Origin of the sequence: Modestobacter versicolor, from assembly GCF_041028285.1 — a bacterium.
Classification (GTDB): domain Bacteria; phylum Actinomycetota; class Actinomycetes; order Mycobacteriales; family Geodermatophilaceae; genus Modestobacter; species Modestobacter versicolor_A.
On sequence record NZ_JABGDB010000001.1, the window covers coordinates 1126420 to 1146889 of the forward strand.

The window sequence follows — 20470 nt, forward strand, 5'->3', positions numbered from 1 at the left end:
CGCCGGCGCAGCCGCGTCGACGACGGCCAACTCCTTTAACGACCCGTCCCGTGAGGCGGGGAAGGAGGCCTGATGACCGAGTCATCTGCCCTGCCCGACGGGCCCCCGCCCGCGCCCCTGCTCACCGCCGACGACGTCGCCCGCGTGGTCGACCGGGTCGCCCACCAGCTGATCGAGAAGGCCGGCCCACACCTCGCCGACCTCGTGCTGGTCGGCATCCCCACCCGCGGCGCCCCGCTGGCCCGCCGGCTCGCCGCCCGGATCGAGGCGTTCAGCGGCACCGCGGTCGACGTCGGCACCGTCGACATCACCCTCTACCGCGACGACCTGCGGCTGCGCGGGGTGCGCGCGCTGGAGGACACCCGGCTGCCGGGGTCCGGCATCGACGGGCGGCTGGTGGTCCTGGTCGACGACGTGCTCTTCTCCGGCCGCTCGGTCCGCGCCGCCCTCGACGCGCTGCGCGACCTCGGCCGGCCGCGCTCGGTGCAGCTGGCGGTGCTGGTCGACCGCGGCCACCGGGAGCTGCCCATCCGCGCCGACTACGTGGGCAAGAACGTGCCGACGTCCCGCGCGCAGTCGGTCAAGGTGCACCTGACCGAGGTCGACGGCGTCGACGAGGTCCTGCTGGCCGGGGGCGACCGGTGAAGCGGCACCTGCTGGAGGCCGCCGACCTGGACCGGGCCGACGCGACGCTGGTGCTCGACACCGCGGCGCAGATCGAGCAGGCGCTGGCCGGCCGCGAGGTCAAGAAGCTGCCGACCCTGCGGGGGCGCACCGTGGTCAACCTCTTCTACGAGGACTCCACCCGCACCCGGATCTCCTTCGAGCTGGCGGCCAAGCGGCTGAGCGCCGACGTCATCAACTTCTCGGCGAAGGGCAGCAGCGTCTCCAAGGGCGAGAGCCTCAAGGACACCGCGCTGACCCTGGAGGCGATGGGCAGCGACGCGATCGTCGTCCGGCACGGTGCCTCCGGTGCCCCGCACCGGCTGGCGCAGTGGGTGCAGGGCAGCGTGGTCAACGCCGGCGACGGCACCCACGAGCACCCGACCCAGGCGCTGCTGGACGCCTACACGATCCGGCAGCGGCTGGGCCGGCTCGACGGCGTGCGGGTGGCGATCGTCGGCGACGTGCTGCACAGCCGGGTCGCCCGCTCCAACGTCTGGTTGCTCAGCACGCTGGGCGCCGAGGTGACCGTGGTCGCCCCGCCGACGCTGCTGCCGGTGGGGGTGGACAGCTGGCCGGTGGCGGTCGGCTACGACCTGGACGCCGTCCTGCCCAAGGCCGACGTGGTGATGATGCTGCGGGTGCAGGCCGAGCGGATGAACGCCTCGTTCTTCCCCAGTGCGCGCGAGTACAGCCGCCGCTACGGGCTGGACGGCCGGCGGATGGGCGTCCTGCCCGACGACGCGATCGTCATGCACCCCGGCCCGATGAACCGCGGCATGGAGATCGCCGCCGAGGTGGCCGACTCCGTCCGCTCCACGATCGTCGACCAGGTCGGCAACGGCGTCAGCGTGCGCATGGCCGTCCTGTACCTGCTGCTCGGAGGGGCATCCGCAAGTGAGTGAGCATCGAGTGAGCGCCAGCGAGCGAGGCGCGGAGCGAACGACGAGCGCCAGCGAGGCGGGGGTCCGAGCATGACACTGCTGATCAAGGGCGCCCGCCCGTACGGCGAGGCCGCCGTGGACATCCTGGTCAAGGACGGGGTGATCGCCGCCGTCGGCGACCAGCTCACCGTCCCCGGCGCCGACGTCGTCGAGGCCGCCGGGCTCATCGCGCTCCCGGGCCTGGTCGACCTGCACACGCACCTCCGCGAGCCGGGCCGGGAGGACGCCGAGACCGTCGAGACCGGCAGCCGGGCCGCCGCGCTCGGCGGCTACACCGCGGTGCACGCGATGGCCAACACCGACCCGGTCGCCGACACCGCCGGCGTGGTGGAGCAGGTCTGGCGGCTGGGCCAGCAGGCCGGCCTCGTCGACGTCGTCCCGGTCGGGGCGGTCACCGTGGGGCTGCGCGGCGAGCGGCTGGCCGAGCTCGGCGCCATGGCCGACTCCGCCGCCCGGGTCCGGGTCTTCTCCGACGACGGCCACTGCGTCGCGGACCCGGCGCTCATGCGCCGCGCGCTGGAGTACGTCAAGGCGCTCGACGGCGTCGTCGCCCAGCACGCCGAGGAGCCGCGGCTCACCGAGGGCGCCCAGATGAACGAGGGCGAGCGCTCCGCCCGCCTCGGGCTGGCCGGCTGGCCGGCCGCCGCGGAGGAGGCGGTGATCGCCCGCGACGTGCTGCTGGCCGGGCACGTCGGCGCCCGGCTGCACGTCTGCCACGTCTCGACGGCCGGCTCGGTGGAGATCCTCCGCTGGGCGAAGTCGCGCGGGGTGCAGGTGACCGCCGAGGTCACCCCGCACCACCTGCTGCTCACCGACGAGTGCGCGGAGGGCTACGACCCGGTGTTCAAGGTCAACCCGCCGCTGCGCACGGACGCCGACGTGCAGGCGCTGCGGGCCGGCCTGGCCGACGGGACGATCGACGCGGTCGCCACCGACCACGCGCCGCACGCGGTGGAGGACAAGGAGAGCGAGTGGGCCTCGGCCCGGCCGGGGATGCTCGGCCTGGAGCAGGCGCTCTCGGTGGTCGTGCAGACCATGGTGGAGCCCGGCCTGCTCGACTGGCGCGGCGTCGCCGAGCGGATGTCGGTCGCCCCGGCGGCGATCGGCCGGCTCTCCGACCGTGGCATCGCAGCCCACGGCCGCCCGCTCGCCGTGGGCGAGCCGGCCACCCTGCTGCTGCTGGACCCCGCGCACCGGGCCGTCGTCGACCCGGCCGCGCTGGCCAGCCGCAGCCGCAACAGCCCCTATGCCGGCCGGGAGCTCCCCGGCCGGGTGGTCGCCACGTTCCTCCGGGGCGTCGCGACCGTTCTGGACGGAAAGGCGACCAAGTGAGCGAGCTCGCGAGCTCACCCATGAACACAGCAGCGGCGCGAACGCGACCGACGAGCGCCAGCGAGGAGGACAAGTGAGCGCGATCCTCGTTCTGGAGGACGGACGGACCTTCCGCGGTGACGCCTACGGCGCGACCGGCACGACGGTCGGCGAGGCGGTGTTCTCCACCGGCATGACCGGCTACCAGGAGACCCTCACCGACCCCAGCTACGCCGGTCAGATCGTGGCGATGACCGCCCCGCACATCGGCAACACCGGCGTGAACGCCGAGGACGACGAGAGCCGCCGGATGTGGGTGGCCGGCTTCGTCGTGCGCGACCCCGCCCGCCGACCGGCGAACTGGCGGGCCACCGGCAGCCTGGACGACGAGCTGGTCGCCCAGGGCGTCGTCGGCATCAGCGGCATCGACACCCGCGCGCTGACCCGGCACCTGCGCGACCGCGGCGCCATGCGCGCGGGCATCAGCACCGAGCTGGCCGCCGACGAGCTGCTGGCCCGGGTCACCGGCAGCCCGAGCATGACCGGCGCGGACCTGGCCCCCTCTGTCAGCGCCCGCGAGGCCTACGTCGTCCCGGCGGTGGGGGAGCGGCGGTTCACCATCGCCGCGCTCGACCTGGGCATCAAGACCGCCACCCCGCGGTACCTCGCCGAGCTCGGCGTGGAGACCCACGTGCTGCCCGCCACCGCGACCGCCGAGGAGCTGCTCGAGCACGGCGTCGACGGCGTCTTCGTCTCCAACGGCCCCGGTGACCCGGCGGCTGCCGACTACGCGGTCGCCGCCGTCCGCGGGGTCCTGGAGGCCCGCCGGCCGCTGTTCGGCATCTGCTTCGGCAACCAGATCCTCGGCCGGGCGCTGGGGCTGGGCACGTACAAGCTGCGCTTCGGCCACCGCGGGCTGAACCAGCCGGTGCTGGACCGGGTCAGCGGCACCGTCCGGGTCACCAGCCACAACCACGGCTTCGCCGTCGACGCCCCGCTCGACCGGCCGACCGACACCCCGTTCGGCCCGGTCGAGGTCAGCCACGTCGGCCTCAACGACCAGGTCGTCGAGGGCCTGCGGCTGCTCGACGCCCCCGCCTTCAGCGTCCAGTTCCACCCCGAGGCCGCCGCCGGCCCGCACGACGCCAACCCGCTGTTCGGCCGGTTCGTCGACCTGATGGCGGCGTCCCGGGACGGCGCTGCCGTGACACCACCACCCGTCGTCGGGTCGAGCACGGGGGAGGCGCTCTGATGCCCAAGCGCACCGATCTGCAGCACGTCCTGGTCATCGGCTCCGGGCCGATCGTCATCGGCCAGGCCAGCGAGTTCGACTACTCGGGCACCCAGGCCTGCCGGGTGCTCAAGGCCGAGGGGCTGCGGGTCAGCCTGGTCAACAGCAACCCGGCCACGATCATGACCGACCCGGAGATCGCCGACGCCACCTACGTCGAGCCGCTGACCCCGGAGTTCGTCGAGCGGGTGATCGCCGCCGAGCGCCCCGACGCGCTGCTGGCCACCCTCGGCGGGCAGACGGCGCTCAACATCGCCATCGGCCTGTTCGAGAACGGCGTGCTGGAGAAGTACGGCGTCCAGCTGATCGGCGCCGACGTCGAGGCCATCAACCGCGGCGAGGACCGGCAGCGGTTCAAGGACATCGTCCGGTCGATCGGCGCCGACGCCCCCCGGTCGACGGTGTGCGGCACCGTCGAGGAGGCCATCGCCACCGCCGAGGAGGTGGGGTACCCGGTCGTCATCCGGCCCAGCTTCACCATGGGCGGGCTGGGCTCGGGCATCGCCACCGACGAGCCGATGCTCCGCCGGATGGCCGGGCACGGGCTGGCCGACTCACCCGTCCACACCGTGCTGATCGAGGAGTCGGTGCTGGGGTGGAAGGAGTTCGAGCTGGAGCTGATGCGCGACCGCAGCGACAACGTGGTGGTCATCTGCTCCATCGAGAACATCGACGCGATGGGCGTGCACACCGGCGACTCGGTGACCGTCGCCCCCGCGATGACCCTCACCGACCGCGAGTACCAGCACATGCGCGACGTCGGCATCGCCGTGCTCCGCGAGGTCGGCGTCGAGACCGGCGGCTGCAACATCCAGTTCGCCGTCCACCCGGAGACCGGCCGGCTGGTCGTCATCGAGATGAACCCGCGGGTCTCCCGGTCCTCGGCGCTCGCGTCCAAGGCCACCGGCTTCCCGATCGCCAAGATCGCCGCCAAGCTGGCGATCGGCTACACCCTCGACGAGATCACCAACGACATCACCGGGGTCACCCCGGCGTCGTTCGAGCCGGCGCTGGACTACGTGGTCGTGAAGATCCCGCGGTTCGCCTTCGAGAAGTTCCCCGGCGCGGACCCGCGGCTGACCACGACGATGAAGAGCGTCGGCGAGGTCATGGCGATGGGCCGCAACTTCACCGAGGCGCTGGGCAAGGCGATGCGGTCGACCGAGACCGCCGCGTCCGGCTTCTGGACGACGCCCGAGGACGGCGCCAGCGCCGAGGAGCTGCTGGAGGCGCTGCGCACCCCGGTGGACGGCCGCCTCTACACCGCCCAGCGCGCCCTGGCCGCCGGCGCCACCGTGGAGCAGGTCTCCGCGGCGTCGGGCTTCGACGCCTGGTTCGTCGACCAGATCGCGCTGGTCACCGAGGTCGGCGAGCAGGTGCGGGCCGAGCCCGCGCTCACCCCGGCGCTGCTCCGGCTGGCCAAGCGGCACGGCCTGTCCGACCGGCAGATCGCCGAGCTGCGGCCCGAGCTCGCCGGTGAGGACGGCGTCCGGCGGCTGCGCTGGCGGCTGGGCATCCGGCCGGTCTACAAGACGGTGGACACCTGCGCCGCCGAGTTCGCCGCCCGCACGCCCTACCACTACTCCTCCTACGACGAGGAGACCGAGGTCGAGCCGCGCGAGCGCCCGGCGGTGCTCATCCTCGGCTCCGGGCCGAACCGGATCGGGCAGGGCGTGGAGTTCGACTACTCCTGCGTGCACGCGGTGATGGCCCTGCAGGACGCCGGCTACGAGGCGGTGATGGTCAACTGCAACCCGGAGACCGTCTCCACCGACTACGACACCGCCGACCGGCTGTACTTCGAGCCGCTCACGTTCGAGGACGTGCTGGAGGTCGTCGAGGCCGAGCGCGCCGCCGGCCCGGTCGCCGGGGTCATCTGCACCCTCGGCGGGCAGACCCCGCTCGGGCTCGCCCAGCGGCTCAAGGACGCCGGTGTGCCGGTGCTCGGCACCTCCCCGGAGGCCATCGACGCCGCCGAGGACCGCGGCGAGTTCTCCCGGGTGCTGGCCGACACGGGCCTGCTCGCCCCCAAGCACGGCATGGCGACGACGTCGGCCGAGGCCACCGCGATCGCGGCGACCATCGGCTACCCGGTGCTGGTGCGGCCCTCCTACGTGCTGGGCGGCCGCGGCATGGAGATCGTCTACGACGACGCCACGCTGGAGTCCTACATCCGCCGGGCCACCGACGTGAGCACCGACCACCCGGTGCTGGTCGACCGGTTCCTCGAGGACGCCGTGGAGATCGACGTCGACGCGCTCTACGACGGCACCGACCTGTACCTGGGCGGCGTCATGGAGCACATCGAGGAGGCCGGCATCCACTCCGGCGACTCGGCGTGCGCCCTGCCGCCGATCACCCTGGGCGGCTCGGACCTGCGCACCATCCGGGCGGCCACCGAGGCGCTGGCGGCCCGGATCGGCGTCCGCGGGCTGATGAACGTGCAGTACGCCCTCAAGGACGACGTGCTGTACGTGCTGGAGGCCAACCCGCGGGCCAGCCGCACGGTGCCGTTCGTCTCCAAGGCGACCGCGGTGCAGCTGGCCAAGGCGGCGGCCCGGATCGCGGTGGGGGAGACGATCGCCTCGCTGCGGACCGCCGGGGTGCTGCCGGAGAGCGGGGACGGCACCGACCTGCCGGTCGACGGGCCGATCTCGGTGAAGGAGGCCGTGCTGCCCTTCCACCGGTTCCGCACCGTCGAGGGCCACGGCGTGGACACCGTGCTCGGACCGGAGATGAAGAGCACCGGTGAGGTGATGGGCATCGACGCGGAGTTCGGCACCGCGTTCGCCAAGTCCCAGGCCGCCGCCTACGGCAACCTGCCCACCTCCGGCACGGTGTTCGTGTCGCTGGCCAACCGGGACAAGCGGTCGGCGGTCTTCCCGGTCAAGCGGCTGGCCGACCTCGGCTTCACCGTGCTGGCCACCGTCGGCACCGCCCAGGTGCTGCGCCGCAACGGCGTGGCCTGCGAGGTCGTCGGCAAGTTCTCCGAGGGCCCGGGCAACGTGGTCGAGCGGATCCTGGCGGGGTCGGTCGACCTGGTCGTGAACACCCCGTTCGGCACCCCCGGCAACGGCGGGCCGCGGCTGGACGGGTACGAGATCCGGGCGGCCGCGGTGAGCATGGGCATCCCGTGCATCACCACGGTGCAGGGGATGGCGGCCACCGTGCAGGGGGTCGAGGCGCTGCGCCGGGGCGACCTGGGGGTGCGCAGCCTGCAGGACCTGCACCGCGCCCTGGCCGACGCCCAGGCGGCGAGCAAGGCCGCCGCCGGGACGACGCCGTGAGCGGCCGGCCGGTGCTCACCGCACCGGTGCCGCCGGCGCGGTCGGCCCCGGTGCAGCGGACGGCGCAGGTGGCCTCCCGCCGGCCGCTGGGCGCCTACGTGGAGCTCGGGCTGGTCGCCCCGGACGTCGCCGCGCGCGCCGAGCCGGGGCAGTTCGTCGCCTTCGTGGTGGGCGGCCCGACGTCGGCGGCCCTGCTGCGCCGGTCGATCGCGATCGCCGGGGTCGGCGCCGGTCTGGTGCACGTGGTGGTGTCCCCCCACGGGGTCGGCTCCACCTGGCTGGCCGGGCTGCCGGTGGGAGCCGAGGTCGACGTGGTGGGCCCGCTGGGCCGGCCGTTCCCGACCCCACCGCCGGGGACGCCGGCGCTGCTGGTGGGCGGCGGCTACGGCGCCGCCGCGCTGGTCGGGCTCGGTGCCCGGCTGCGCGCCGCCGGGCACCAGGTGGCCGCGGTCACCGGGGCCGCCGCGGCCGACCGGCTGTGCTCCGTGCCCGAGCTGGGCGCGCTGGCCGCGCCGTTCGTGGTGATGACCGACGACGGCAGCGCCGGCCGCCGCGGCTGGGTGACCGAGGCGGTCGCCGAGCTGGTCACCGGCGCCGGGGTGGTCTACGCCTGCGGGCCGATGGGCATGCTGCGCGCGGTCAGCGAGCTGGCCGCCGCCGCCGGCGTCCCCTGCTACGTGGCGGTGGAGGAGTCGATGGCCTGCGGCATCGGGGTCTGCATGACCTGCGTGCTGCCGGTGGTCGGCGACGACGGGCGCACCCGGTTCGCCCGGTCGTGCGTGGAGGGCCCGGTGTTCGGCGGTGACCGGGTCCGGTTCGCCGACGTGGGCACCCTGCCGGCCGACGTCGTCGGCGCCGACGCGATGGGCGTGGTGGCGGCCCCGGCCGCCGAGCCCACCCCCGAGCCCACCCCCGGCGGGCCCACCCCCGCGTCCGCACCGCCGCCGGTGCCCGCGGGCGCCACCGGGGTCACCGCCTACCGCGCCGTCGGGCTGCCCCCGCCGCCGCCGCCCGGTGTGCGGCGCCCCGCGCCGGGCACGGGGGAGCAGCCGTGAGCGCCGCGACCCGGCCGGCCGCTGCGGTCGACATGCAGGCCGCCCTGGGCACGGTGCCGCTGGTCAGCCCGGTGCTGACGGCGTCGGGCTGCTCGGCCTTCGGGCAGGAGCTCGACCCGTTCTTCGACCTCACCACGATCGGCGCCGTGGTCACCAAGTCGGTGCAGCTGCGCCCCCGCTCCGGCCGCCCCACCCCGCGGATGGCCGAGACCCCCAGCGGGATGCTCAACTCCATCGGCCTGCAAGGCCCCGGCATCGACGGGCTGCTGGCCGACGACCTGCCCTGGCTGGCCCGGCGCGGCGCGAAGGCCCTGGTGTCCATCGCCGGCACCCGGGTCGAGGACTTCGCCGAGCTGGCCACCCGGCTGCGCGGCGTGCCGGGCGTGCTCGGGCTGGAGGTCAACATCTCCTGCCCGAACGTGGAGAGCCGCGGCGAGGTCTTCGCCTGCGACCCGGTGGCCGCCGCCGACGTGGTCCAGGCGGTGCGCGAGGTCGCCGACCCCGCGCAGCCGGTCTACGCCAAGCTCAGCCCGGACGTCACCGACATCGTCACGATCGCGCGGTCCGTGGTCGCCGCCGGCGCCGACGGGCTGTCCATGATCAACACGCTGCTCGGGCTGGTGATCGACCCGGACACCATGCGCCCGGTGCTGGGCGGGGTCACCGGTGGGCTGTCCGGTCCGGCGATCCGCCCGGTGGCGCTGCGCTGCGTGTGGCAGGTGCACCAGGCGCTCCCGCACGTGCCGGTCCTGGGCATGGGCGGCATCCGCACCGGCCTCGACGCGCTGCAGTTCGTGCTGGCCGGGGCCAGCGCGGTCTCGGTCGGCACGGCGGTCTTCAACGACCCCTCGGCGCCGGCCCGGGTGCACGCCGAGCTGGCCGCGGCGCTGGCCGCCCGGGGCTTCGACCGGCTCGCCGACGCCGTCGGCCACGCGCACCGGCCGGTGGGGGCGTGACCGCCCCCTTCGGGCAGCGGCTGGCCGCGGCCGTCGCCGACCGCGGCCCGCTGTGCGTGGGCATCGACCCGCACCGGGCGCTGCTGCTGGACTGGGGCGCCGGGGACGACGTCGCGGGCCTGCGCCGGTTCACCGAGCTGGTCGTGGACGCCCTGGCCGACCGGGTCGCGGTGCTCAAGCCGCAGCTGGCCTTCTACGAGCGGCACGGGTCGGCCGGGCTGGCCGTGCTGGAGGAGGCCGTCGTCCGGGCCAGGGCCGCCGGGTGCCTGGTGCTGCTGGACGCCAAGCGCGGTGACATCGGCTCGACGATGGACGCCTACGCCGACTACCTGCGCCCCGGGCACCCGCTGGCCGTCGACGCGCTGACGGTGAGCCCGTACCTCGGCCCGGACTCGCTGGAGCCCGCGGTGCGCACCGCCCGCGCCTGGGGCGGTGGGCTGTTCGTGCTCGCCCGCACCTCCAACCCCGACGCGGGCGCCTTCCAGCACGCGCTGGTCGAGGAGCCCACCGGCGGGCGCCGCAGCGTCGCCCAGACCGTCGTGGACACCGTGGGCCGGTGGAACGCCCCCGACGTGCTGGTGGGCGACCCGGCGCCCGACCCGGGGGCGTACGCCGACCTGCAGGGCCGGTGGGGACCGGCCACCGGTTCCTTCGGCGTCGTCGTCGGGGCCACGCTGCCCGAGCTGGACGTCGACCTGGCCGGCCTGCGCGGTCCGGTGCTCGCCCCCGGCCTCGGTGCCCAGGGCGGGTCGGTGGCCGACCTGCGACGGCTCTTCGGCGCCGGCCGGGCCGTCGTCCCGACCGTCTCCCGGGACGTGCTGCAGGCCGGGCCGGACGTCGCCGCGCTGCGCGCCGCCGCCGACCGCTGGACGGCCGCCCTCGCCGGCTGAGGCCGGTGCCCGCGGCGCGGGCGGTGACGGACCGGTCCCCGCCCGGTGACGGCCCGCGACGGTGCCGTGAACGGTGGGTGACGGAGCGCAACTCGGCGTCTGACCAGCGGTGACACCACGATTACGACACCGTCCGGTCCGATCGGTATGTCGACGCAGCACACGGGTCGGTCGGAGATCGCACCGGGGTCCCGGGTGACCAGCCGGTTCGCAGTGACTAGGGTCGCCGCCAGGTTCGCTCGCCGAGCCGTCCAGCAGGCGAACCACAACCGAACAACACCGCCGGGCAGTCCGCCGGCACGAACACGATTGGGTTGCTCCGTGCCCCTTCCCGAGTTGTCCCCCGAACAGCGCGCCGCAGCCCTCGAGAAGGCCGCCGCGGCCCGCAAGGCCCGTGCCGAGCTCCGCGAGAAGCTGAAGAGCAAGGGCACCACGGTCGGCGACGTCCTCAAGCAGGGCGAGACCGACGAGGTCATCGGAAAGATGCGGGTGTCCGCCGTGCTGGAGTCCCTCCCGGGCGTCGGCAAGGCCCGCGCAGCCAAGATCATGGAGCGCCTGGAGATCTCCCCGACCCGCCGCGTCCGGGGCCTGGGCGCCAACCAGCGCAAGGCGCTGGAGGCCGAGTTCGCCGGCGAGGTCGTCGAGCCCTGAGCACGTCGCTGTCCCGACCGACCCCCAGCCCCAGGACGCCCGGAGTGGCCCGCCCTGCAGCCCGCCTGACGGTCCTGTCGGGCCCCTCCGGGGTGGGCAAGGGGACGGTCGTGGCCGAGGTGCGGCGCCGGCACCCCGAGGTGTGGGTGTCGGTGTCGGTCACCACCCGCCAGCCCCGGCCCGGTGAGGTGGACGGCGAGCACTACTGGTTCGTCGACGCCGAGCACTTCGACTGGCTGGTCGCCAACGACGGGCTGCTGGAATGGGCCGAGTTCGCCGGCAACCGCTACGGGACGCCGGTGGGGCCGGTGCGGGAGCAGCTGGCCGCCGGGTCGCCGGCGCTGCTGGAGATCGAGCTGCAGGGCGCCCGCCAGGTGCGCGCCCGCGCCCCGGAGGCCCAGCTGGTGTTCCTGGCCCCGCCGTCCTGGGCCGAGCTGGTCAGCCGGCTGGCCGGCCGGGGCACCGAGCACCCGGAGGTCCAGGAGCGCCGGCTGGCCCTCGCGCAGGCCGAGCTGGACGCCGCCGGGGAGTTCGACGTGGTGGTCGTCAACGACGACGTGGCCAGGGCCGCGGACGAGTTGGTACGATTGCTGACTGCGCCACCGTCGCGGCCCGTCGAGGGACCGTCGGACGGCAGCGCCCCCGAGTGAGAGCGGTCCGGCTGCCTCCAGCCGGCCAGGCTCACTCCCGCAAACGAAGAAGGAGCACGCTCGCCCGTGTCCGGAGTCGCACCCGCCCCTGAGGGCATCACCAACCCGCCCATCGACGAGCTGCTCGAGCGCACCACGAGCAAGTACGGGCTGGTCATCTACGCCGCCAAGCGGGCCCGCCAGATCAACGCCTACTACAGCCAGCTCTCCGAGGGTCTGCTGGAGTACGTCGGCCCGCTGGTCGACACCGCGCCCCAGGAGAAGCCGCTCTCGATCGCGCTCCGCGAGATCAACGAGGGCCTGCTGACCCACACCGCCGGCGAGAACTGACGAAGGACCCCCTTGCCCCCCACCGCTCGCAAGCTCGCGGCGGGACCCTGCAAGGGGGCCGTTCCAGCCCCTTGCGAGTGACGATGCCCCCGGCTGGTGCCGGGGGCTTCGTCGTGCCTGGGGGAGGATGACGGCATGAGCAAGATCGTGCTGGGGGTGGGTGGTGGTGTCGCTGCCTACAAGTCGGCGCTGCTGCTGCGCGCCCTGACCGAGGCCGGGCACGACGTGCGGGTCGTGCCGACCGCGTCGGCGCTGCGCTTCGTCGGGGCCGCCACCTTCGAGGCGCTCAGCGGCAACCCGGTCTCCACCGAGGTCTGGGACGACGTCCCCGAGGTCGCGCACGTGCGGATCGGGCAGACCGCCGACCTGGTGGTGGTCAACCCCGCCACCGCCGACCTGCTCGCCCGCGCCGCCGCCGGGCGGGCCGACGACCTGCTCACCGCCACGCTGCTCGCCGCGCACGCACCCGTCGTCTTCGTGCCGGCCATGCACACCGAGATGTGGCTGCACCCGGCCACCCAGGACAACGTGGCCACCCTGCGCCGGCGCGGGGCGGTCGTGCTGCCGCCGGCGGTCGGCCGGCTCACCGGCCCGGACTCCGGTCCCGGCCGGCTGCCCGAGCCCGCCGACGTCGCTGCGCTCGCCGAGGTGGTGCTCGCCGGCGGCGCCGCGGCGCTGCGGCAGGACCTCGCCGGGCGCCGCGTGGTGGTCAGCGCCGGGGGCACCCGCGAGGCGCTGGACCCGGTGCGTTTCCTGGGCAACCGGTCCTCGGGCATGCAGGGCTGGGCGCTGGCCCGGGTCGCCGCCGCCCGCGGCGCCGAGGTCGTGCTCGTCGCCGCCAACGTCGAGGCACCGGCGCCCTTCGGCGTCCGCGTCGTCCCCGTCGGGTCCGCCGAGGAGCTGCGCACCGCGATGCACGCCGAGGCCGCCGGCTCCGGCGACCGCGGCCCGGCCGACGTGGTCGTGATGGCGGCCGCCGTCGCCGACTTCCGCCCCGGCACGGTGGCCGCCAGCAAGCTCAAGAAGGGCAGTGCCGGCGAGCCCACCGCCCTCGACCTGGTCCGCAACCCCGACGTGCTGGTCGAGCTGGTCGGCGGCCGTCCGGCCGGTCAGCTGCTGGTCGGGTTCGCCGCCGAGACCGGGGACGACGAGGCCGACGTGCTCACCCACGCCCGGGCCAAGCTGCAGCGCAAGGGCGTCGACCTGCTCGTGGTCAACGACGTCTCCGCCGGCCGGGTCTTCGGCCGGTCGGACAACGAGGTGACGGTGCTCGCCGCCGACGGCAGCGCGTCCCCGGTGCTGTCCGGCCCCAAGGACACCGTCGCCGCCGGGATCTGGGACGCCGTCAGCGCCGCCCTCCCGCCGCGCTGACCACCCTGCTGACCCCCGGGCGGCCGGTCCGCGGACCGGGGGCGACCGTCGCCCCGGGCCGGATCCGACGCCCGTCGGGAGGTCCCGGTAGCCTCAGCCGCCGAGGCCATCCGCCCACCGGACGCGATCGCGTGCGGCAGCCGACCGCAGGGAGTACCGAGTGTCACGCCGTCTGTTCACCTCCGAGTCGGTGACCGAGGGCCACCCCGACAAGATCGCCGACCAGATCAGCGACTCGATCCTGGACGCGATGCTGGAGCAGGACCCCCGCAGCCGGGTGGCCGTCGAGACCCTCATCACCACCGGCCAGGTGCACATCGCCGGCGAGGTGACCACCTCCGGCTACGTCGACATCGCCGACATCGTCCGCAAGACGGTGCTGCGCATCGGCTACGACTCCTCCCGCAAGGGCTTCGACGGCGCCTCGTGCGGTGTCAGCGTCTCGCTGGGCGCGCAGTCGCCGGACATCGCCCAGGGCGTCGACGTCGGCTACGAGGCGCGCACCGGTGCCGAGCACCGGGCCGCCGCCGCCGACGACATCATCGAGCGGCAGGGCGCCGGCGACCAGGGCCTGATGTTCGGGTACGCCACCGACGAGACCCCCGAGCTGATGCCGCTGCCCATCGCGCTGGCGCACCGGCTGTCCCGCCGGCTGTCGGCGGTCCGCAAGGACGGGTCCGTGCCCTACCTGCGGCCCGACGGCAAGACCCAGGTCACCGTGGTCTACGAGGACGACCGCCCGGTCGCCGTGGACACCGTCGTCGTCTCCTCCCAGCACGCCGAGGACATCTCGATCGACACGCTGCTGGCGCCCGACGTCAAGGAGCTCGTCGTCGAGCCCGAGCTCGCCGCGCTGGGCCTGCCCACGTCGGACTACCGGCTGCTGGTCAACCCGACCGGCAAGTTCGTCATCGGCGGCCCGATGGGCGACGCCGGCCTGACCGGCCGCAAGATCATCGTCGACACCTACGGCGGCATGGCCCGGCACGGTGGCGGCGCCTTCTCCGGCAAGGACCCGTCGAAGGTGGACCGCTCCGGCGCCTACGCGATGCGCTGGGTGGCGAAGAACGTCGTCGCCGCCGGCCTGGCCCGCCGCTGCGAGGTGCAGGTCGCCTACGCGATCGGCGCCGCCCACCCGGTCGGCCTCTTCGTGGAGACCTTCGGCACGAACACGGTGCCCGAGGAGGCGCTGGAGAAGGCGATCAGCTCGGTGTTCGACCTGCGGCCGGGCGCCATCGTCCGCGACCTGGACCTGCTGCGCCCGATCTACGCGCCGACGGCCGCCTACGGCCACTTCGGCCGCACCGACCTGGACCTGCCGTGGGAGCGGCTGGACCGGGTCGACGCGCTGAAGTCGAACCTCTCGGTCTGATGAAGGACCCCCTTGCCCCCCACCGCTCGCGAGCTCGCAGCGGGCCCCTGCAAGGGGGCCGTTCCAGTCGGTGACGCCGGCCCGGGCCCCCGCAGCATGCGGGTGGCCCGGGTCGTCGTCGACGTGCCGCTGGCCCACCTGGACCGGCCGTTCGACTACGCCGTCCCCGACGAGCTCGCCGAGCAGGTCGTCGCCGGGTGCCGGGTGCGCGTCCGGTTCGCCGGCAAGCTGGTGGACGGCGTCGTGCTGGAGCTGGCCGGCAGCACCGACCACACCGGCACGCTCGCCCCGCTGGCCAAGGTGGTCTCGCCGGAACCGGTGCTGACCCCGGGGGTCGCCGAGCTGGCCCGGTCGGTCGCCGACCGCTACGCCGGCTCGCTGACCGACGTCCTCCGGCTGGCCCTCCCGCCCCGCCGCGGTGCACCGGAGAAGCGCCCCCGGCTGGACCCGCCGGCGGCCCCGCCCGCCCCCGACGCGGCCGGCTTCGCCCGCTACCCGACCGGGCCGCAGCTGCTCGCCGCCGTCGCCGAGGGCCACCCCGCCCGGGCGGTCTGGACGGCGCTGCCCGGCGAGGACTGGCCGGCCCGGCTCGCCGAGCTGTGCCAGGCGGCGCTGTCCGGCGGCCGCGGGGCGCTGGTCGTCGTCCCCGACGGCAAGGACCTGGACCGGCTGGCGGCCGCCGCCGAGCGGTCGCTGCCGGCCGGCTCGGTGGCGGTGCTGCGCGCCGACTCCACCCCCGACACCCGCTACGGCCGGTTCCTCGCCGCCGCCCGCGGCACCGCGCAGGTGGTGCTGGGCACCCGCGGCGCGGTCTTCGCCCCGGTGCGCGACCTCGGGCTGGTCGTGGTCTGGGACGACGGCGACGACCTGCACGCCGAGCCCCGCGCGCCCTACCCGCACGCCCGCGACGTGCTGGTGCACCGGGCCCACCTGGCCTCCTGCGCGGCCGTCGTGGCCGGGACGGCGCGCACCGCGGAGGCCGCGCTGCTGGTGGAGTCCGGCTGGGCGCACGAGCTGGTCGCCGACCGGGCCACCCTGCGGGCCGCCGCGCCCCGGGTGGAGGCCCTGGGCAGCGACTTCGAGCTGGCCCGGGACCCGGCCGCCCGGTCCGCCCGGCTGCCCACGCTGGGCTTCGAGGCGGCCCGCCGGGCCCTGGCCGCGGGCGCGCCCGTGCTCATCCAGGTGCCCCGTTCGGGCTACGTCCCCTCGCTGGTGTGCGACCGGTGCCGGGCCCCGGCGCGCTGCGTGCACTGCGCCGGGCCGCTGGGCATCGCGCCCACCCCCGGGCCGAACGGCGTGCGGATCGCCGCGTGCCGGTGGTGCGCGCGGCCGGCGGCGACGTTCTCCTGCCCGCACTGCTCCGGCACGAAGCTGCGGGCGGCGGTGATCGGCGCCTCCCGGACCGCCGAGGAGCTGGGCCGGGCCTTCCCCGGGGCCGCCGTCCGGGTCTCCGGCCGCAGCTCCGGGGTGCTGGCGACCGTCCCGGCCGAACCGGCGATCGTGGTCGCCACCCCGGGTGCCGAGCCGGTGGCCGAGGGCGGCTACGGCGCGGCGCTGCTGCTGGACGCCTGGGCGCTGCTGGGCCGGGCCGACCTGCGGGCGGGGGAGGAGACCATGCGCCGCTGGGTCAACGCCGCCGCCCTGGTGCGGGCAGGGGGCCAGGTGGTGGTCGCCGCCGACGCCGCGCACCCGGTGGTGCAGGCCCTGGTGCGCTGGGACCCGGCGGGGCTGGCCGAGCGCGAGCTGGCCGACCGGCGGGCGCTCGGCTTCCCCCCGGTGACCCGGATGGCGTCGCTGTCGGCGTCCTCGGCGGCGCTGGCCGAGTTCCTGGCGGCGCTGCGGCTGCCCGACGGCGCCGACGTCCTCGGGCCGGTGCCGGAGCTGCCCCGGCCGGGCCAGGAGGGGGAGCGCGAGCGGTACCTGGTCCGGGTCCGGCGCTCGGACGGCGTCGCGCTGGCCCGGGCGCTGCACGACGTGCAGGGCGTGCGCAGCGCCCGCAAGGTGCCCGAGCACGTGCGCGTGCAGCTGGACCCGCTCGAGCTCGCCTGAGCCGGGGCGCGGCTGGCACGATGCGGCGGTGCGCACGATCGGGTTGCTGGGCGGGATGAGCTGGGAGAGCAGCGCGCTGTACTACCGGCTGGTCAACGAGGGGGTGCGCGAGCGGCTCGGCGGCCTGCACTCCGCCCGGTGCGTGCTGCTGTCGGTCGACTTCGCGCCGGTCGAGCGGCTGCAGGTGGCCGGGGCGTGGGACGAGGCCGGCGAGCTGCTGGCCGCCGACGCGCAGGCGCTGCAGCGGGCCGGCGCCGACCTGGTCGTGCTCTGCACCAACACCATGCACCGGGTCGCCGACCAGCTCACCGCCGTCCTCGACGTCCCCCTGCTGCACATCGGCGACGTCACCGCGGCCGCGGTGCGGGCGGCCGGCCTGCGCCGGGTCGGGCTGCTCGGCACCGCCTTCACGATGGAGCAGCCGTTCCTCCGCGACCGGCTGGCCGCCGCCGGGCTGGAGGTGCTCGTGCCGGGCCCGGACGACCGCGCCGAGGTGCACCGGGTCGTCTACGAGGAGCTGTGCCTGGGCGTCGTCCGCCCGGCGTCGCGGGCGGCCTACCAGCAGGTGGTGGCCCGGCTGGTGGCCGCCGGGGCGGAGGGGGTCGTGCTGGGCTGCACCGAGATCGAGCTGCTCCTCGGCCCCGGCGACGTCCCGGTGCCGGTCTTCCCGACCACCCGGCTGCACGCCGAGGCCGCGGTGGCCGAGGCGCTGCGCTGAGCGCCGCCTAGGATCGACGGGTGAGCGTCACCCCGATCCGGATCATGGGCGACCCGGTGCTCCGCACCCCGGCCGCGCCCGTCGTCGACTTCGACGCCGAGCTGCGCCGGCTCGTCGCCGACCTGACCGACACCATGCACGCCGCCGGCGGAGCCGGCATCGCTGCCCCGCAGATCGGCGTCGGCCTGCGCGTCTTCACCTGGTACGTCGACGGCGAGGTCGGCCACCTGGTCAACCCCGACGTCACGCCGGTGGGGGAGGAGACCGAGGAGGACGCCGAGGGCTGCCTGTCGATCCCGGGGTACCGGTTCGACTGCCGCCGGCACCTGTACGTCGCCGCCACCGGCTGGGACATGCACGGCGAGCCGATCAGGGTCGAGGGCTCGCACAAGCTCGCCCGCGCCATCCAGCACGAGACCGACCACCTGGACGGCGTGCTGTTCGTCGACCGGCTGGACGCCGAGGCGCGGGAGGCCGCGCTGGCGGTGCTCGGTGACGCGGCGTGGCAGGGCCAGCAGGCCTGGCTGCCCGACGGCTCGCCGGTGTTCCCGCCCGTCGTGAAGGTGAGCCCCCACTGAGGCTCCTCTTCGCCGGCACCCCGGCGCCGGCGGTGGTCTCGCTGGAGGCGCTGCTGGGCTCCCGGCACGAGGTGGTCGCCGTGCTGACCCGCCCGGATGCGCCGTCCGGCCGGGGCCGCCGGACCAGCCGCTCCCCGGTCGCCGAGCGCGCCGACGCCGCCGGCGTCCCGGTGCTCCAGCCCCGTTCCCCGCGGGAGCCGGAGTTCTTGGACGCCCTGCGCGACCTCGCCGTCGACTGCGCCCCGGTCGTCGCCTACGGCGCCCTGGTGCCGCCGGCGGCGCTCGACCTGCCCCGGCACGGCTGGGTCAACCTGCACTTCTCCCTGCTGCCGGCCTGGCGCGGCGCCGCGCCGGTGCAGCACGCGGTCATGGCCGGCGACGAGGTCACCGGTGCCGCCACGTTCCAGCTGGAGGCCGGCCTGGACACCGGCCCGGTCTTCGGCGTCGTCACCGAGCCGATCGGCCCGCGGGACACCGCCGGCGACCTGCTGCAGCGGCTCGCGGTCAGCGGGGCCGGGCTGCTGGTCGCCACCCTCGACGGCATCGCCGACGGGACGCTGCGCGCCGAACCCCAGCCGGCCGAGGGCATCAGCCTCGCGCCGCGGATCGAGACCGCCGACGCGCAGGTGGACTGGACGCTGCCGGCCCACGTCGTCGACCGCCGGGTCCGAGGCGTCACCCCGGCACCAGGGGCCTGGACGACGTGGCGCGGCACCCGGCTCCGGCTGGCGCCGGTGGAGCCGCTGGGTTCGTCGCTCGCGCTGCAGCCCGGCGAGGTGTCGCCCGGCCCGACCGGCGTCCTGGTCGGCACCGGCCGCGGCGCCGTCCGGCTCACCGAGGTGCAGCCCGCCGGCAAGAAGATGCTCCCCGCCGCGGACTGGGCCCGCGGTGCCCGGCCCGCGCCGGGCGAGCGGCTCGGCGAGCAGGTGACCGCGTGACCGGCCCGGCGCGGCGCGCCGGCCACAAGAAGCGGAACGACCCCGGCACGGGCAACCAGCGGCCGCAGTCCCGCCGGCACCGGCCGGTGCTCGACGGCGCCCGGCTGACCGCCTACGACGTCCTGGACGGCGTCTCCAGCCGGGAGGCCTACGCGAACCTGCTGCTGCCCCAGCTGCTGCGCGAGCGGCAGCTGGAGCCCCGCGACGCGGCCTTCGCCACCCAGCTCGCCTACGGCACGCTGCGGGCGACCGGCACCCTGGACGCGATCCTCGCCACGCTGGTGTCCCGGCCGCTCGCCGAGCTCGACCCCAAGGTGCTCGACCTGCTGCGGCTGGGCGCCTACCAGCTGGTCGACCTGCGGGTGCCGGCGCACGCCGCGGTCGACACCACGGTGGCCCTCACCCGGGCCATCGTCGGCACCGGTGCGTCCGGGTTGGTCAACGCGGTGCTGCGCAAGGTCGGCGCGGGTGGTGACCGGGCGGCCTGGCTGGCCGCGCTCGCCCCCGGCGACGAGGACGAGCGGCTGTCGCTGGGCACCGACCACCCGCGCTGGATCGTCGAGGCGTGGCGCGACGCGCTGGCCGAGGACGGCGAGGTCGAGGCCGCACTGCTCGCCGACGACGCGGCCCCCGTGGTGCACCTGGTCGCCCGGCGCGTCGACCGCGACGAGCTGGCCGCCGAGTCCGGTGGGGAGCCGGGGCCCTGGTCGCCCTACGCCGTCCGGCTGCCCGGCGGCGACCCCGGCAAGGTCTCCGCCGTCCGCTCCGGTGCCGCGGCCGTGCAGGACGAGGGCAGCCAGCTGGCCGCGCTCGCCCTGGTCCGCGCGCCGCTGGAGGGCCCGGACGCCGCCTGGCTGGACATGTGCGCCGGCCCCGGCGGCAAGGCGGCGCTGCTGGCCGCCGTCCGGCCGGAGGGGGTGCGGCTGACCGCCGCCGACCGCAGCGAGAACCGCGCCGAGCTGGTGCGCGGTGCTCTCACCGGGGTGGACGACGTCGAGGTGCTGGTCACCGACGGCACCGCGCCCAGCTGGCCGGCCGGTTCGTTCGACCGGGTGCTGCTGGACGCGCCGTGCACCGGGCTGGGCGCGCTGCGCCGCCGTCCCGAGGTGCGCTGGCGGCGCACGGCCGACGACGTGGCGCCGCTGGCCGACCTGCAGCGCCGGCTGCTGGACAGCGCGCTGGCCTCGGTCCGGCCTGGTGGGGTGGTCGCCTACGTGACCTGCTCGCCGCACACCGCCGAGACCGTCGACGTGGTCGCCGCCGCGGTCGCCGGACGGGACGACGTCGAGGTGCTGCCCGTGGCGCCGTTGTTCCCCGAGGTGCCCGACCTGGCCCGGGGCGACGCGGCGCAGCTGTGGCCGCACCGGCACGGCACCGACGCGATGTTCATGGCCCTGCTGCGCCGCACCCGCTGAC

18 protein-coding genes are annotated in these 20470 nt (G+C 75.8%); all 18 read left to right on the forward strand.

The window, feature by feature from the left end:
* The first annotated feature begins 72 nt into the window (after nt 1-72).
* The 18 genes from pyrR to HL054_RS05740 all read left to right on the forward strand — a co-directional run bounded on the left by pyrR (nt 73) and on the right by HL054_RS05740 (nt 20469).
* Nucleotides 73-645, forward strand: coding sequence for a bifunctional pyr operon transcriptional regulator/uracil phosphoribosyltransferase PyrR (gene pyrR / locus HL054_RS05655; protein ID WP_369137829.1), 573 nt, complete (start codon nt 73-75; stop codon nt 643-645).
* Nucleotides 642-1568 carry an aspartate carbamoyltransferase catalytic subunit gene (locus tag HL054_RS05660; RefSeq protein WP_369137830.1) on the forward strand — a complete coding sequence of 309 codons (927 nt, stop codon included), beginning with the start codon at nt 642-644 and terminating at the stop codon, nt 1566-1568. The genes pyrR and HL054_RS05660 overlap by 4 nt, the downstream gene beginning before the upstream one ends.
* Before the next feature lie 69 nt (nt 1569-1637).
* A complete protein-coding gene (locus HL054_RS05665) occupies nt 1638-2939 on the forward strand; it encodes a dihydroorotase (RefSeq protein WP_369137832.1) in 1302 nt (433 codons plus the stop codon).
* Nucleotides 2940-3012: 73 nt separating this feature from the next.
* Nucleotides 3013-4170 carry a glutamine-hydrolyzing carbamoyl-phosphate synthase small subunit gene (carA, locus tag HL054_RS05670; RefSeq protein WP_369137833.1) on the forward strand — a complete coding sequence of 386 codons (1158 nt, stop codon included), beginning with the start codon at nt 3013-3015 and terminating at the stop codon, nt 4168-4170.
* Entirely contained in the window at nt 4170-7496 is a 3327-nt protein-coding gene (carB, locus tag HL054_RS05675; protein ID WP_369137834.1) for a carbamoyl-phosphate synthase large subunit, read from the forward strand. The genes carA and carB overlap by 1 nt, the downstream gene beginning before the upstream one ends.
* Nucleotides 7493-8551: an iron-sulfur cluster-binding protein gene (locus HL054_RS05680; protein ID WP_369137835.1), complete on the forward strand. Its 1059-nt coding sequence runs from the start codon at nt 7493-7495 to the stop codon at nt 8549-8551. The genes carB and HL054_RS05680 overlap by 4 nt, the downstream gene beginning before the upstream one ends.
* A complete protein-coding gene (locus HL054_RS05685; protein ID WP_369137837.1) occupies nt 8548-9507 on the forward strand; it encodes a dihydroorotate dehydrogenase in 960 nt (319 codons plus the stop codon). The genes HL054_RS05680 and HL054_RS05685 overlap by 4 nt, the downstream gene beginning before the upstream one ends.
* Complete coding sequence (pyrF, locus tag HL054_RS05690) at nt 9504-10397, forward strand: orotidine-5'-phosphate decarboxylase (RefSeq protein WP_369137838.1); 894 nt, start codon at nt 9504-9506, stop codon at nt 10395-10397. The genes HL054_RS05685 and pyrF overlap by 4 nt, the downstream gene beginning before the upstream one ends.
* Nucleotides 10398-10718: 321 nt before the next feature.
* Nucleotides 10719-11048 carry an integration host factor, actinobacterial type gene (mihF, locus tag HL054_RS05695; RefSeq protein WP_369137839.1) on the forward strand — a complete coding sequence of 110 codons (330 nt, stop codon included), beginning with the start codon at nt 10719-10721 and terminating at the stop codon, nt 11046-11048.
* A 44-nt stretch (nt 11049-11092) separates the two neighbouring features.
* Nucleotides 11093-11698, forward strand: coding sequence for a guanylate kinase (gene gmk / locus HL054_RS05700; RefSeq protein WP_369137840.1), 606 nt, complete (start codon nt 11093-11095; stop codon nt 11696-11698).
* 66 nt (nt 11699-11764) lie between these two features.
* Nucleotides 11765-12028 (forward strand): DNA-directed RNA polymerase subunit omega, encoded by a 264-nt coding sequence (rpoZ, locus tag HL054_RS05705; protein WP_153360746.1) that lies wholly within the window; start codon nt 11765-11767, stop codon nt 12026-12028.
* Between the two features lie 135 nt (nt 12029-12163).
* A complete protein-coding gene (coaBC, locus tag HL054_RS05710) occupies nt 12164-13399 on the forward strand; it encodes a bifunctional phosphopantothenoylcysteine decarboxylase/phosphopantothenate--cysteine ligase CoaBC (protein WP_369137841.1) in 1236 nt (411 codons plus the stop codon).
* A 160-nt stretch (nt 13400-13559) separates the two neighbouring features.
* Nucleotides 13560-14771: a methionine adenosyltransferase gene (gene metK, locus HL054_RS05715; RefSeq protein ID WP_369137843.1), complete on the forward strand. Its 1212-nt coding sequence runs from the start codon at nt 13560-13562 to the stop codon at nt 14769-14771.
* Nucleotides 14772-14867: 96 nt separating this feature from the next.
* Nucleotides 14868-16820, forward strand: coding sequence for a primosomal protein N' (locus tag HL054_RS05720; RefSeq protein WP_369137845.1), 1953 nt, complete (start codon nt 14868-14870; stop codon nt 16818-16820).
* A 28-nt stretch (nt 16821-16848) separates the two neighbouring features.
* The gene (locus HL054_RS05725; RefSeq protein WP_369137846.1) at nt 16849-17538 is read left to right on the forward strand and encodes an aspartate/glutamate racemase family protein; all 690 of its coding nucleotides are present in this window, start codon (nt 16849-16851) and stop codon (nt 17536-17538) included.
* A gap of 20 nt (nt 17539-17558) precedes the next feature.
* Nucleotides 17559-18116 (forward strand): peptide deformylase, encoded by a 558-nt coding sequence (def, locus tag HL054_RS05730; RefSeq protein WP_369137848.1) that lies wholly within the window; start codon nt 17559-17561, stop codon nt 18114-18116.
* Nucleotides 18113-19054 carry a methionyl-tRNA formyltransferase gene (gene fmt, locus HL054_RS05735; RefSeq protein ID WP_369137979.1) on the forward strand — a complete coding sequence of 314 codons (942 nt, stop codon included), beginning with the start codon at nt 18113-18115 and terminating at the stop codon, nt 19052-19054. Before def ends, fmt begins: the two co-directional genes overlap by 4 nt.
* Complete coding sequence (locus tag HL054_RS05740; protein WP_369137849.1) at nt 19051-20469, forward strand: RsmB/NOP family class I SAM-dependent RNA methyltransferase; 1419 nt, start codon at nt 19051-19053, stop codon at nt 20467-20469. Before fmt ends, HL054_RS05740 begins: the two co-directional genes overlap by 4 nt.
* Nucleotide 20470: the final 1 nt, after the last annotated feature.